This window comes from Pseudonocardia zijingensis, from assembly GCF_042657305.1.
GTDB lineage: Bacteria > Actinomycetota > Actinomycetes > Mycobacteriales > Pseudonocardiaceae > Pseudonocardia > Pseudonocardia zijingensis.
In genome coordinates, this window is the sequence record NZ_JBHSKO010000011.1 from 26423 (window position 1) to 39928 (window position 13506).

The window sequence follows — 13506 nt, forward strand, 5'->3', positions numbered from 1 at the left end:
TCCGTCGTCCGGTGGTTGCGATCCGCCGGTAGCCTTGCTTCGCAATTGCTGGAAGTCAATTGTTGACAATCGACCGTCCGTCGCGAGGGAGGCGCCGTGCCCGGGCCGCTCGACCAGCTCACCATCGCGACCCAGCCCAGCCCCGCGCTGTCGGCCACCGTGGTGCCCGCGATCCGCGAGATGATCACCACCGGGCTGCTCCCCCAGGGCGCGCACCTGCGGGAGGCCGAGCTCGCCACCGCGCTCGGCATGAGCCGCGGGCCGGTGCGCGAGGCGCTCGTCGAGCTCGCCCGCGAAGGCCTGGTGGTGCTGCGCCGCCACCGGGGCGCCCAGGTGATCGCCCTCACCACCGAGGACGCCGAGGAGGTCTACACGCTGCGGCGGGCGCTGGAGCGCCTCGCCGTCGAGCGCGCCTGCGGCCGTCTCACCCCGGCCCACCTCGCGGAACTCGACGCCGTCCTCGACCGGATGCGGAAGCTCGACGCCGGCTACGCCCCCGCGGAGGCCGTCGAACTCGACCTCGCCTTCCACGACGTCCTCGTCCGGGCCGCGGGGCACTCCCGCCTCGAGCGCTCCTGGCTGCAGATCCGCGGGCAGATCGCGATGTTCCTGCACGACCGCCACCGCGCCCGCCGCGACTTCCACGAGATCGCCCACCCCGAGCACCGCGCCGTCCGCGACACCGTGGCCGCGGGCGACGTCCGCGCCGCCACCGCAGTGATCGACAAGCACCTGGTGGGCGCCTACGACCGCCTCCGCAGCGCCCGCACGGACTGACCGCGCTCGCACACCACCCCGAGTGCCCACACACCGACTGCAACCGATGTGCCGGCACCACAACCGGTGTGCGAGGCCCCGGCAGGCCGACGACCGCCACCCCAGGGCGCCCACACATCGACAACGTGCTCGCACACCACCACTCGGACTCGCACACCGACTGCAACGGATGTGCCGGCACCACAGCCGGTGTGCCAGCACCTGCCGACGCCGGCAGCCCCTCCCCCGGGGCGCTCACACACCACCCCGGCCACCCGCACACCAACTGCAACCGATGTGCGAGCGCGACACCCGGTGTGCGAGCGCCCGGGGCCGCGTCAGCGCCGCGCCGCCGCCGCACCCCGCGAGAGGAGCGCCAGGCCGCACAGCACCGGCAGGCTCGGTCCGAACAGCAGCGGCCCGAGGACGAGGGGCAGGCCGAGGACCGGGGCGAGCAGCAGCGCGGCGAGAAGCACGAGGCCGCGCCGGGGTGAGCCGAACGCGAACACGAGGGCGCGGGCCCGCCACGCCGGCCGCCCGTGCGGGTCGGCGCCGGCCACCACGGCGAGCGCGAGGTGGTAGACGGCGAAGGCGGCCAGCCCGCCGACCTGCACGGCGAGCAGCGGGATCGCGACCGGCTCGGGGCGGCCGGCGAGGAACAGGATCGCGACGAGCACGGCAGGGAGCACCGCGGTGGCGACGAGCGCGTGGCGCCAGAGCGCGCGCCAGTACCCGGGGAAGGCGGCGAGCACGCCGGTGAAGCAGCGGTTGTCGCCGTCGCGGCGCCACCGCTGCAGGGCGGACGCGAGCGCGGCGAGTGCGGGCAGCCAGGTGACGACGCCGAGCGCGAGCAGGCAGAACGCCGCTCCCGCGAGCGCGGGGTAGGCGACGAACTCGAGCCCCCGCAGGGCGCTCCCGGCCCACCCCGTGGCCGCGCGCTCCCATCCCGCGGTACGAACGGCACTCCCGTACGCGTCTTGCGTACGAAGGTGCCGTTCGTCCAGCTGCGGGGTGGGGGTCACAAGCGCGTCACCCGGTCCCCGGCGGTCAGCACGGCGCCCGTCCCGGGGAGCACGACCTGCTCGTCGCCGAAGTCGACACCGTCGGGGATCGCCCGGGCGAAGGCGGGCTCGGGGTCGAGCGCGCCCGTGGGTTCGAGCGCCGTGAGGAGCACCGCCTCCGCGACGCGCGGGGTGCTGATCCGCAGGGTGCGCAGCGTCTTGGTGATCTTCAGGCTGGGGGTGCTGCCGGTGGGGTTGGCCTCGATCGCGGTGTCGGTCTGCTCGACGCGCACGCCGGGCGTGAGCGGGGTCAGCCACGCCATGCCCGAGCCCGAGCGGACCGCCCACCGACCCTCGACCGGCTCGGCGGGCCAGTCGCTGTGCAGGAGGAACGTCCACTCGCGCGGCTCGTCGGCCGCCAGCTCGTCGCGCAGCACGAGCCGCCCGCGCGGGGTGACGACCAACGTGCGGTCGACGCGGCGCACGCCGAGGGTGGGGTCGAACATGGCGGCCGACTCGGCCACCGCGTGCACCCACCCGTCGACGATCGCGGCGTCTCGCAGCCGGGGCTGCGACTCGTACGGCAGGTCCTTGTAGACGTGGTAGCGCCCCTCCCCCGCCCAGCCCTGCCCGTCGACGAGCACGAGGTTGTGCTCGGCGGCGCGCTTGGCGTTGGAGTAGCCGCAATCGACGGCGAGGAACGCGCCGTGCGCGGCGAGCACGAACCCGCCGGCGTCGGGGTGGTGGTGCCCGGCCGAGAGGGTCTCCCAGCCGCGCTCGCGGCGGAACCGCTCGGAGGTGTCCCACGCGGTGTGGCCGCCGCCCGGCGCGGCCTTGAAGCTGACGAAAGCGGCGTCGTCTGCCCAGGATGTGCGGGCGGTGACCTGGCCGAGGTCCGGGAAGTACGCGGCCGTCGGCTCGCCCGCCGGGTCGAGCGGCTCGACGGAGGGGTCGTACCAGAGCAGCTCGTAGAACGCCTCGGCCATCACGCCGGGCTTCACACCGGACGCGTAGGCCTCGCGCCAGAAGAACCGCTGGGCCACCCGGTCGGCGAGCCACCGGGCGCGCCCGTCGCGGTAGGCGGAGGCGAGCCGGTAGTACAGCGCCACGCTGTGGCCGCTGCGGCGGTCGTGGCAGTCGCCGTGGTCGACGTTCTCCTCGAACCCGGGCGCGCACTGGTGCAGCCGCCAGGTGAACGTGTTCTCCAGGAACTCCCCGCGCCGCCACCAGTCGACGCCCTCGGTGCGTTCGAGCAGGTCGACGTAGATCGCGAGCCACGGCACGCCGTAGCGCCAGTAGACGACGCCCTCCGAGTCGGACCCGTCGGTCGGCATCAGGTCGAGGACCTGGGCGAAGTTGTCGCGCGCCCGCGCGGTCCACTCGGGGCGGTCCAGCGCGTAGCCGGCGGTGGCCAGGCCCGCGTAGCAGATCCAGTTGTGGTTCTGCCAGAAGCTGGACGACCACCACGTGCCCTCGGTCTGCACCGCGAACTCGTACAGCCGCTCCCCCTGCAGCTCCAGCTTGGCGCGCAGGGCGGCGGCGCGGTCGGCGGGCAGGTCGTCGCGCAGCCAGGAGTAGGCCAGCGAGAGCCCGTGCAGCAGCCAGCCCGCGTCGAGGTCGTGGTCGGGCATCTTGGCCTTGCCCCAGTGCGGGTAGGAGATGGCCGTGGCGATCCAGCGCCACGCCTCGTCCAGGTAGCCGCGCTGCCCGGTGAGCCGGAAGGCCAGCGCGAGGTTGGCCGCGGCGGGGCCGAAGTAGGTGATGCTCGCCGTGGGGTGCTCGGGCGGCGGGGTCTGCCCGCGGTACCACTCGCACTGCTCGGCGAGGCGGCGCCACTGGGCGGTGTGCGTGGTCGTGAGCGAGGCGCGCAGGTCGTCGAGGCGACCGGCGATCAGCAGGGGTTCCACTTACTTCCCTACGCGGTAGATCGATCGGAACGTGACCGCGGTGGCGTCCTCGGCCACCCAGTCGACGTGGGTGCGGGTGCGCTGCGGGTCATCGGCGGGGCCGGGACCGGGCCGGGCGACGACGCGGGCCGCAGCGCCGGAGGCCGTGTGGGTGCCGTGCAGGCGGCCCTCCCAGCGGGTGTGGACGGTGCCGTCGGGGTCGGTGCGGACCGCGAGCGGCACGTCCGGGCGCAGGTGCGCGGCGATGCGCCGCGGCCGGTCGGTGGAGACGGACAGCTCGTCGCGCAGCGTGCCGTCCGGGGCGAGCGCCACCCGCCGGACGGCGCTCACGCCCTCATAAGCGGTGCCGCACGCCACGGTGACCTCGGCGGCACCGGCGCTGACCAGCTCCCCCGCGCACTCGGTCTGGTCGAGCCCGTCCACCGAGAACGTGGGGTGGGCCGCGGTCGATGCGTAGTAGCGGCGCCAGTACGCGTGCCCGTAGGGGACCTGCCCGGGGTCGGGCTGCCAGGGGGCGTCGTCGCCGTAGAGGTAGAGCGAGAGCGTGTCGAGGTGGCCGTGGGACCCGCCGTGCGGCCCGTAGTCGAGCACCGCGTGGACGCCGCCGCCCTTCAGGAGCGCGTACCCGGCGTCCGGGTGGACGGTGACGGGGCGGCGCGCCGCGGGGGTGAGGTCCAGCTCGGCGAGCTCGCGGTCCCAGTCGGCGCGCCGGTAGGGCCCGTCGTGCAACGAGGGCAGCAGCCCGCCCGGCGTGACGAGCACGCGCAGGACGTCGATCATCGCGTCGAGGCGCGCCCGCACGGTGGCCGGCACCTTCACGCCGGGCACGGCCGCGATCGCGTGCCGGTAGGCCCGCAGCACGAACGAGTGGTAGTAGGTGCTCGCCTCCCACTCCCAGCCGTCGGCGTGGGTGGCGGCGAGGACGTGCGCGAAGATCCCGTGCGGCCCGTCGAGCCACTCGGGTTTGCCCGTGCACGCGGCGCCCGCGGCGTTCAGCCAGGCGGTGTAGTTGGAGCGGAACCGGCCCTCGGCCACGAGCGAGTCGCGGGCCGTGCGGGCCGCGTCGGCGAGCCCCGCGGTGAGCTCGGGCACCGGGTCCCCGAGCAGCCGGGCCGCCCGCCCGATCGTCACCGCCCAGATCGCCTCGGTGAGGGCCTGGTGGAACAGGCGGCCCCGCAGCATCCAGCCGGCGGCGCCGTTGTGCCCGGCGGTGCCGAGCGCGGCGTAGCGGCCCGCGTACTCGCGCAGCAGCGCCACCGCACCCGCCCGCCTGCCCGCCGGGCCCGACGCCGCGTCGAGGATCGTCCGCGCGCAGGCCTGGTGGGCGAGCACGGTCCAGGCGCCGCGCACGTCGGCGGTGTCGATCCGGCACCCGTGCGGGCAAGGCGCACCGCCGTCGGGGAACTCGCCGGTGAGCAGCCCGACGTGCTCCAGCTCGACCCCGTGCGCCGGGCAGACGTAGTGGTGCCACCACCCGCCCCGCTCGGCCGGCAGCACCGCGGGCGCCCCCCGGCTCACCGGTACCCGACGCCCCCGTCGATGTCGACGGTGGTGCCGTTGATGAACGACGCGGCGTCGGAGCAGAGCCACACCACGGCGCCCGCGACGTCCTCGACGGTGCCGCCGCGGCCCACGCCGATGCCCCCGACCATCGCCTTCTGCGCCTCGGGCGGGGTGAAGGTGTCGTGGAACGCGGTGCCGCCGATGAAGCCGGGGGCGAGGGCGTTGACGGTGATCCCGGCGGGGCCGAGCTCCTTGGCGAGGCCCTTGGTCAGGCCGACGACCCCGGCCTTCGAGGCGGCGTAGACCGCAGCGCCCGCGCCGCCGCCGTTGTGGGCGGCGAGCGAGGCCATCGTGACGACGCGGCCCTTCGTGCCGGCCGTGCGCAGGTGCGGGATCGCCGCGCGGACGGTGCGGAAGGTGGACCCGAGGTTCACCTCGACCACCTTCGAGAAGTGCTCGTCGCTCATCTCCGCCACCGGCGATCGCCCGACGAGGTGCCCCGCGTTCGTGACCACGATCTCCAGGCCGCCCAGGAAACCGACGGCCTCGTCGACGAGCCGGTCGACCTCGGCGCTGACGGTGACGTCCGCGCCGACCGCGGTGGCCTTGCGCCCGAGCGCGCCGATCCGCTCGACGACCTCGGCCGCAGGCCCGGCCGAGTGCCCGTAGTGCACGACGACGTCGGCACCCGCGGCGGCCAGCGCCTCGGCGATGCCCGCACCGATGCCGTGGCCGGCACCGGTGACCAGGGCGCGGCGGCCCGTCAGATCGAAGCTCACACGATCTCCCTACCTACTTGATTCCTGCGGTGGCGAAGCCTTGCACGAAGTACCGCTGGGTGAACAGGAACAACACGATCATCGGAAGGGTGGCGAGCACGGTGCCCGCCATCAGGTACTCCCACTGGACCTGGTCGGCCTGCCGGAACGTGGCCAGCCCGACCTGGATCACCCGCAGGTCGACGCTGCGGGTGACGATCAACGGCCAGACGAAGTTGTTCCACCCGTTCTCGAACGTGATGAGGGCGACCGTCGCGATCGCCGGCTTCATCAGCGGCGTCATGATGCGGGCGAAGATGCCGAACTCACCGAGGCCGTCCATCCGCGCCGCCTCTTCCAGCTCGCGGGGCAGCGACAGGTAGAACTGTCGGAACAGGAAGATCGCCAGCGGCGTGACGGCACCGGGCACTATGAGGCCCCACCACGTGTCCAGCCAGCCGCTGCCGCCGCGGCCGAGGAAGTCGTTGCCGCCGAAGAACGGCATGGTCTTCGCCAGCAGGTACTGGGGCACCAGCTTCGAGAACGTCGGGATCATCATCGCCGCGAGCACGAACAGCAGCACCAGCGACCGGCCGCGGAACTCGACGCGGGCCAGCGCGTACCCGGCCATCGCGGCGATCACCACGTTGATCACGGTGTGGCTGACCGCGATCACCAGGCTGTTGCGGAAGTACGTGCCGAACGGCGCCCACTCCAGCGCCTCGGGGTAGTTGGCCCAGTCCCACACCGTCGGCAGGAAGGTGGGCGGGTAGGCCAGCACCTCCTCGTGCGTCTTGAGCGACGAGAGCAGCATCCACACGAACGGCGTGACCATCAGCAGTGACAGCACGATCAGAACCGCGTGCAGAACGATCCGCCCGGGACGGGGCGCACCCCCCATCCGCCCCGTCCCGGGCGCCCCCGACACCGGCGCCGGTGGCGCCGGTACCGACTCAGGCGACATCGTCCCTCCCGGACAGCCGCCGGCCGATGACGGTCAACGCGAGCAGGAACACGAACAGGACCACGCTCTGCGCGCTCGCCGTGCTCATGTCGAACCGCTCGAAGGCCGACTGGTAGATCTCGTAGGTCATCACCGTGGTGGAGTTCGCCGGCCCGCCCTGCGGCGTGAGCACGTAGAACTGCTCGAACACCTGGAACGAGTCGATCAGCGACACGATGAAGACGAAGAAGGTGGCCGGCCCCAGCATGGGCAGCGTCACGGAGAGGAACCGGCGCACGGCGCTCGCCCCGTCGATCTCGGCGGCCTCGTACAGCTCGTGCGGGATGCTCTGCAGCGCGGCCAGGTAGATGACCATCTTCAGGCCGATGCCCTTCCAGATGCTCATCACGATCACCGCGGTCATCGCCCACGCCGGGTCGGCCACCCAGGCGGGGCCCCGGATGCCGAACCACGACAGCACCCAGTTCAGCAGCCCGAGGTTCGGCTCGTACATCCACATCCACACCAGCGCGATCGCGACGGTGGCGGTGATGTGGGGCATGAACACGGCGGTGCGGTACCAGGCCCGCGCCCGCAGCCTGGTGTTGAGCAGCACCGCGATCACCACGGCGATCGCCATCGCGACCGGCACGGTGAAGAAGGTGTAGACGAGGGTGTTCCAGGTGGCCGCCCACCAGCCGGGGGTGGACAGGACCGCGACGAAGTTGTCCAGGCCCGCCCACGTCATCGTGCCGGCGAGGATGTCGTAGTGGGTGAGCGCCAGCACGAACGTGGCGACGGTCGGGATGCCGATCCACCACACCAGGTGCACGAGCGCGGGGGCCAGCATCAGGTAGGCGGCACGCCGCCGTTCGTAGCCGAAGCGGCGCCGCCGCCCACCCGGCCGGGGCCCGGCCGGGCGGGTGGCGGTCCTCGTGGCCGTCGCCGCGGTCACGCCCGTCACCCGGTGGCGGCCGTGGCCTCGGCCGCCAGGTCGTCGAGCGCCTGCTGCGGGCTCTTCTCGCCCAGCAGGGCGCTCTCGACCGCCCCCTTGAACTTGCCCCGGATCTCCAGCCAGGCCGGCACCCCGCCCTCGGAGTAGGCGTGGTCGAGGTTCGCCATGGCGAACTGGATCGCCTTGTTCTTCTGCACGAACTCGGAGGACTCCAGCGACTTGAGCGCCGGGATGTTGCCGCGCTGCTCGTTGGCCGCGAGCGAGGGGCCCTCGGAGGCCAGGAACTCGGCGAACGCCGTCGCCGCGGCCGGGTTGCGGCTCTGCGCCGCCACCGTGGCGAGGGTGCCGCCCTGGAACACGGCCGGGCGCTGGTCGGTGATCACGAAGAAGCCGAGCTTGTCCTCCGCGATCAGCTCGGGGGCCGCCTTCTCGATCTCGGTCCAGAAGTGGTGGTGGCCGACCATCATCGCCGCCCTGCCCTGCGCCATCACGTTGCCGGTCGGCGAGTTGGGCATGGTGAAGCCGATGTCCTCGCTGCGGTCGACCCGGATGACGTCGGTCATCATCTGCAGCGCCGCCACGCCCTCCGGCGAGTTGAACGCGGGCTTGCCGTCGGGTGTGAACAGCTCGCCACCCGCGGCCCAGAGCAGGGTCTCGTAGGCCTGCCGCGGGTCGATGCCGAGCACGTCGAGCCCGGCGCGCGTGAGGGTGCCGTCGGGGGCGCGCTGGGTGAGCATGCGCCCGTACTCGCGCATCTCGGCGAAGCTCTTCGGCGGCTCGGTGATGCCGGCCTCGGCGAAGAAGTCCTTGCGGTAGATGCCGATGCGGGTGTCGAGCATGATCGGCAGCGCGTAGACCTTGCCGTCGTGGACACCCGCCTCCACGGTGCGTTCGTAGTAGCGCGACGCCAGCTCCGCCGGGTCCTTCCCCAGGTCGGCGAGCACGCCTTTGGCCGCGAACGGCGGGACCCACCCGATGCCCATGAGCATCACGTCGTAGGGCTGGCCGCCCGCGATCGAGGCGGTGAGCTTCTCGTTGAGGGTGCCGTAGTCGGTGTAGTCCGGCTTCACCGTGACGCCAGGGTACTGCTGCTGGAACGCCGCGATCTGCTCCTCGAGCACCGCGGCGCCGTCGGCGCCCTCGAAGATCGGGGTGAGGAGGGTGATCTCACCGCTGACGGTGCCGTCGCCGGTGCCACCACCGGGAGCCGGCCCCCCGCACGCGGCGAGGGCCACGAGGCCGGCCGCTGCGGCCGCCACGGCCCGCAGGACGGACCGGTGTCGGATGGTCATCGTCGAGCTCCCCTCCACTGCGGTGTGGATCGGCCGGTCGGGTGGCGCTCACCACTGCAACGTTGCACCATTGCAACGATGCACCAAACTAGGTGTGCCCGCATGACCTGTCAACGATCGACATCGCCGCGAGGTGTGGTCCCGAGGAGGCTCCGTGAGTGTGACGATCCACCAGGTCGCCGCGGAGGCCGGGGTGTCGCCGAGCACGGTGTCGAACGTGCTCAACGGCCGCTCCGAGCGGATGCTGCCCCAGACCCGCGAGCGGGTCGAGGAGGCGATCGCCCGGCTCGGCTACCGCCCCAACGGCCCGGCCCGGCAGCTGCGCACCGGCCGTTCCCAGGCGCTCGGGCTGGTGGTGCCGTCGGTGGCCAACCCGTTCTGGGGCACCTTCGCCCGCCATCTGGAGGCCGCGGCGCTGCAGGCCGGCTACCGGGTGCTGCTGTGCAACAGCGAGCGCGACCCCGCCCGGGAGCGCGACTACCTCGAGGAGCTGTGGGCCGACGGCATCCGCGGCGTCGTGCTCTGCTCGTCGCTGCCGTCGCTGGAGCACGTGCTGCCGCTGGTGGAGCGCGGCCTCACCCTCATCGCCTTCGACCGCACGGCTCAGGCGGGCGACCCGCCCTCGCTGGTGAACATCTCCGTGGACAACGCCGTGGGCACCGAGCTCGCCACCCGGCACCTGCTGCAGCTGGGCCACCGCAGGCTCGCCCTGGTCTCGGGCTCGCTGCACAGCGTCAACCGCCGCGCCCGCCTCCGCGGGTTCGAGGCCGCGCTGGAGGAGTTCGGCCTCACCGCCGCCGACGCCGTGGTCTGGTCCGGCACCGCCGACCACGACCCGGCGGCGCACGGTTACGGCGACCTCGACTTCCCCGACCTCGGGCGCTCCGCCGCCCGCGAGCTGCTCGCCACCGGCCGCCCGCCCACCGCGATCGTCGCGATCAACGACATGTGCGCCCTCGGCATCATCGCAGGCGCCCGCGACGCCGGCCTGCAGGTGGGCACGGACCTGTCGGTCGTCGGCTTCGACGACATCGTGCTCGCCGACCTCGCCACGCCGCCGCTCACCACCGTGCGCCAGCCGGTGCCCGCGATGGCCGACGCCGCGTTCGCCCACCTGCGGGCCGGCATCGAGCGCGCCGGCAACGGCGGCGCCCCCGGCGGGTCGCTGCTGCTGCGCCCGGAGCTGGTGGTGCGCAGCTCCACCGGCCCGGCCCCCGCCCCGTAGTCACCGCCGGACGGCCTAGCCTTCCCCGGTGCACGTCGACCACGACGCCGGGCGAGCCGGGTTCCTCGACGGGCTGGCGGCCCTGCGGGCCGTCGCGGACGCCCTCGACGCCGACCAGCTGCTCGCCACCAGCCGCTGCCGGGGCTGGACCGTCGGCGACGTGCTCGTCCACGTCCACCTCGGCCTGCAGGAGATGCTGCTCGGCGCGGTCAGCCCCACCGACCGCGCCCCCGACGTCGACGCGGCGAGCTACTGGCGGTTCCCGGTGGGTCCCCAGCCCGCGGCGAGCCCCCTCGGGCACGTGCGGTTCGTCCGGTCCATGGGCGCCGCCTACCGGTGCCCCACGGGCATCGTGGCGAACCTGCACCCCACCGCCGACGCCGTGGCGCACCGCGTGGCCGACCTGCCCGAGGGGGCCGTCGCGACCCAGGGCCACGTCATGCGCAGCGGTGACTTCCTCGCCGCGTGGGCACTCGAGCTCGCGGTGCACCACCTCGACCTCGGGGCCGAGCTCACGATGCCGCCGCCCGCGCCCGCGGCGCTCACCCTCGCCCGCGGCACCGTCGAGGAGCTCGCCGGCGGCCCGCTCCCCTGGCCCGACGAGACCACGGTGCTGATCGGCACCGGGCGGCTCGCGCCCGACGAGGAACAGGCCCGCGAGGCGGGTCCGCTCGCCGCGCGGCTCCCCGTGCTGGGGTGAGCCGCTGTTCTGATCGTTTCTCACGCCATCGTTCTCACTGCGCGGTGGCGCATTCGCCGCTAGCGTTGATGACGTGCGGGGGCGTCTGATCCTTCGGTCGGTCGGGCTCTTGCTCGGCCTGTGCCTGATCGCAGGGGTGGTCGTGGCCGGCGTCTCGTACCCGGTGGCGGCCGGTGCGGGCGTGGCCGCCACCCAGGCCAGCGACAGCCTCAGCGGCGTGTCGGCCGAGCTCATCGCGGGCTCGCTGCCGCAGACCACCACGATCACCGACAACCGCGGCACCCCGATCGCGCACCTGTTCGCCCAGGACCGCGAGATCGTCGGCACCGACGACGTGGCGCCCGCCATGATCGCTGCCCTCATCGCGGTGGAGGACCGCCGCTTCTTCGAACACGGCGGGGTGGACTGGCCCGGCACCATGCGCGCCGTGCTGGCCAACACCGCGGCCGGCGACATCGAGCAGGGCGCGTCCACCCTCACCCAGCAGTACGTCAAGAACTACACGCTCTACGTGCTCGCCAACACCGAGGCCGAGCGGCTCCAGGCGGTGGAGCAGACCCCGGCGCGCAAGCTGCGCGAGGTGCAGATCGCGCTGCAGCTCGAGCAGCAGCTGTCCAAGCAGGAGATCCTCATCCGCTACCTGAACACCGTGTACTGGGGCAACGGCGCGTACGGCATCGCCGCCGCGGCCCGCACGTACTTCGGCGTCACCCCCGACCAGCTCACGATCCCGCAGGCCGCGCTCCTCGCGGGCATGGTGCGCAGCACCAGCGGGTTCGACCCGGTGCGCCACCCGGACGCCGCCCACGAGCGGCGCGACCTCGTCATCCGGCTCATGCACGAGCAGGGAATGATCGACGAGGAGCAGGCGCAGGCGTCGCTCGCGAGCCCCCTCGGCGTCGACACCCCGCTGCACACCCGGCCCAACGGCTGCCTCGGCGCGGGCGACAACGGCTTCTTCTGCAGCTACGTGATCGAGTACCTGGAGGAGGCCGGGATCCCGCGCAGCCAACTCGACCGGGGCGGCTACACGATCCGCACCACCCTCGACCCGGACACGATGGCCGCGATGACCGCGTCGCTCAAGGCCCAGGTGCCGCCCGACTCCCCGGACGCCGCGAACGTCATGGCGATCGTCGAGCCCGGCACCGGGCAGCACCGGGTGCTCGCGATGGGCTCAAGCCGCGTCTACGGGCTCGACGCCGCCGCGCGCGAGACCAGCTACGGCCTGCCCTACGAGCCGGTGAACCTCGGCGCGGGCTCGGTGTACAAAATCTTCACCGCGGCCACGGCGATGGAGAAGGGCCTGGGCATCGACACCCAGATCGAGGTGCCGCCAGGAGGGTACGCCTCGCCGATCTACCGCGACGGCAGCGGCCGCCCGATCCCCGTGCAGAACGCGGGCAGCTACCCCCCGCGGCTCTCGCTCACCGACGCGCTCGCGCAGTCGCCCAACACCGCGTTCATCCGGCTCGAGGAGTTCACCGGCGTGCCGCCCGTGGTCGACATGGCGGTGCGGCTGGGCATGCGCTCGCTCGCCACCACCCCCTTCGTCGACCCGGCCACCGGACGCGCCACCGACCGCTCGATCGCCGAGGTCACCAAGGCCCAGCGGCAGGCCTCGTTCACCCTCGGCGTCACCCCCACGAGCGTGCTGGAACTCGCGAACGTCGGCGCCACCCTCGCGAGCTCCGGCACCTGGTGCCCGCCCGACCCCGTCGAGTCGATCACCGACCCCGCGGGCAACCCGGTGCCCGTGACCGAGGCGCCGTGCGAGCAGGTGGTGGAGCCCGGGCTGGCCAACACCCTGCTCACCGGCCTGTCCAGGGACGACAAGCCCGGTGGCACCGCGGCGGGCGCCGCGAGCCAGGTGGGCTGGAACCGGCCGATGGCGGGCAAGACCGGCACCACACAGGTCCACCAGTCGGCCGCGTTCTTCGGGGTGGTGCCGCAGATGTCCGGCGCCGTGATCACGTTCGACAACTCGGCGCACCCCCGCCCGCTCTGCGACGGCCCCGGCGCCCCGTTCGCGTGCCGCAGCGGCACGATCTTCGGCGGCCGCACCCCTGCCCAGACCTGGTTCGGCACGATGCAGCCGCTGCTCGCCGACGACCCGGTGCTGCCGCTGCCGCCCACCGACCCCCGCTACGTGGAGGGCGGCGCCGCCACGCGGATCCCCGACGTCATCGGGCGGCCCGAGGCCGACGCCCGCGCCGTGCTGGAACGCGCGGGCTTCCCGGTCACCGTCGGCACGGTCGACAACGCGGCGCCCGCAGGCATCGTGGTCGGCCAATCGCCCCGCGGCACCGCCCTGCCGGAGGAGACCGTGTCACTGCTGATCAGCACCGGCCGGGTGCCGCCACCGCCCCCGGCACCCGGCACCGGCTGATCTCCTACCGCCCCGGGCGTACCCGCGATGCCTCCGCGGGGCCGACGCCGTCGCCGCTCCCCCGGGCCAGCATCGAG

General features: G+C 73.5%; 11 protein-coding genes. 4 read left to right on the forward strand and 7 right to left on the reverse strand.

Annotated elements, in window-relative coordinates:
* The first annotated feature begins 96 nt into the window (after positions 1 to 96).
* Positions 97 to 777 carry a GntR family transcriptional regulator gene (locus tag ACFPL3_RS21600; RefSeq protein WP_343943738.1) on the forward strand — a complete coding sequence of 227 codons (681 nt, stop codon included), beginning with the start codon at positions 97 to 99 and terminating at the stop codon, positions 775 to 777.
* Between the two features lie 317 nt (positions 778 to 1094).
* On the opposite strand, the gene ACFPL3_RS21605 is transcribed toward ACFPL3_RS21600, so the two are convergent.
* The 7 genes from ACFPL3_RS21605 to ACFPL3_RS21635 form a co-directional block, all read right to left on the reverse strand.
* On the reverse strand, positions 1095 to 1778 hold the full coding sequence (locus ACFPL3_RS21605; RefSeq protein WP_343943737.1) for a hypothetical protein: 684 nt from the start codon (positions 1776 to 1778) through the stop codon (positions 1095 to 1097).
* Positions 1775 to 3664: a heparinase II/III family protein gene (locus ACFPL3_RS21610; RefSeq protein ID WP_343943736.1), complete on the reverse strand. Its 1890-nt coding sequence runs from the start codon at positions 3662 to 3664 to the stop codon at positions 1775 to 1777. Before ACFPL3_RS21610 ends, ACFPL3_RS21605 begins: the two co-directional genes overlap by 4 nt.
* Positions 3665 to 5182: a heparinase II/III domain-containing protein gene (locus ACFPL3_RS21615; protein ID WP_343943735.1), complete on the reverse strand. Its 1518-nt coding sequence runs from the start codon at positions 5180 to 5182 to the stop codon at positions 3665 to 3667.
* Entirely contained in the window at positions 5179 to 5946 is a 768-nt protein-coding gene (locus ACFPL3_RS21620; protein ID WP_343943734.1) for an SDR family NAD(P)-dependent oxidoreductase, read from the reverse strand. The genes ACFPL3_RS21615 and ACFPL3_RS21620 overlap by 4 nt, the downstream gene beginning before the upstream one ends.
* Positions 5947 to 5959: 13 nt before the next feature.
* Entirely contained in the window at positions 5960 to 6775 is an 816-nt protein-coding gene (locus ACFPL3_RS21625) for a carbohydrate ABC transporter permease (protein ID WP_343943733.1), read from the reverse strand.
* 103 nt (positions 6776 to 6878) lie between these two features.
* Positions 6879 to 7823 carry a carbohydrate ABC transporter permease gene (locus ACFPL3_RS21630; protein WP_343943732.1) on the reverse strand — a complete coding sequence of 315 codons (945 nt, stop codon included), beginning with the start codon at positions 7821 to 7823 and terminating at the stop codon, positions 6879 to 6881.
* Positions 7824 to 7828: 5 nt separating this feature from the next.
* Positions 7829 to 9115 (reverse strand): ABC transporter substrate-binding protein, encoded by a 1287-nt coding sequence (locus ACFPL3_RS21635; protein ID WP_343943731.1) that lies wholly within the window; start codon positions 9113 to 9115, stop codon positions 7829 to 7831.
* Positions 9116 to 9269: 154 nt separating this feature from the next.
* Between ACFPL3_RS21635 and ACFPL3_RS21640 the strand changes: the two genes are divergently transcribed.
* From ACFPL3_RS21640 to ACFPL3_RS21650, 3 genes are all read left to right on the forward strand, one after another.
* Positions 9270 to 10340, forward strand: coding sequence for a LacI family DNA-binding transcriptional regulator (locus ACFPL3_RS21640; RefSeq protein ID WP_343943730.1), 1071 nt, complete (start codon positions 9270 to 9272; stop codon positions 10338 to 10340).
* Between the two features lie 28 nt (positions 10341 to 10368).
* On the forward strand, positions 10369 to 11040 hold the full coding sequence (locus tag ACFPL3_RS21645; protein WP_343943729.1) for a maleylpyruvate isomerase N-terminal domain-containing protein: 672 nt from the start codon (positions 10369 to 10371) through the stop codon (positions 11038 to 11040).
* A gap of 73 nt (positions 11041 to 11113) precedes the next feature.
* Positions 11114 to 13429: a transglycosylase domain-containing protein gene (locus ACFPL3_RS21650; protein ID WP_343943728.1), complete on the forward strand. Its 2316-nt coding sequence runs from the start codon at positions 11114 to 11116 to the stop codon at positions 13427 to 13429.
* Positions 13430 to 13506: the final 77 nt, after the last annotated feature.

What these genes read in the sequence shown, in the direction of transcription:
- ACFPL3_RS21635 (WP_343943731.1), bottom strand. Translation starts at nt 9,115, where the DNA reads ATGACCATCCGACACCGGTCCGTCCTGCGGGCCGTGGCGGCCGCAGCG.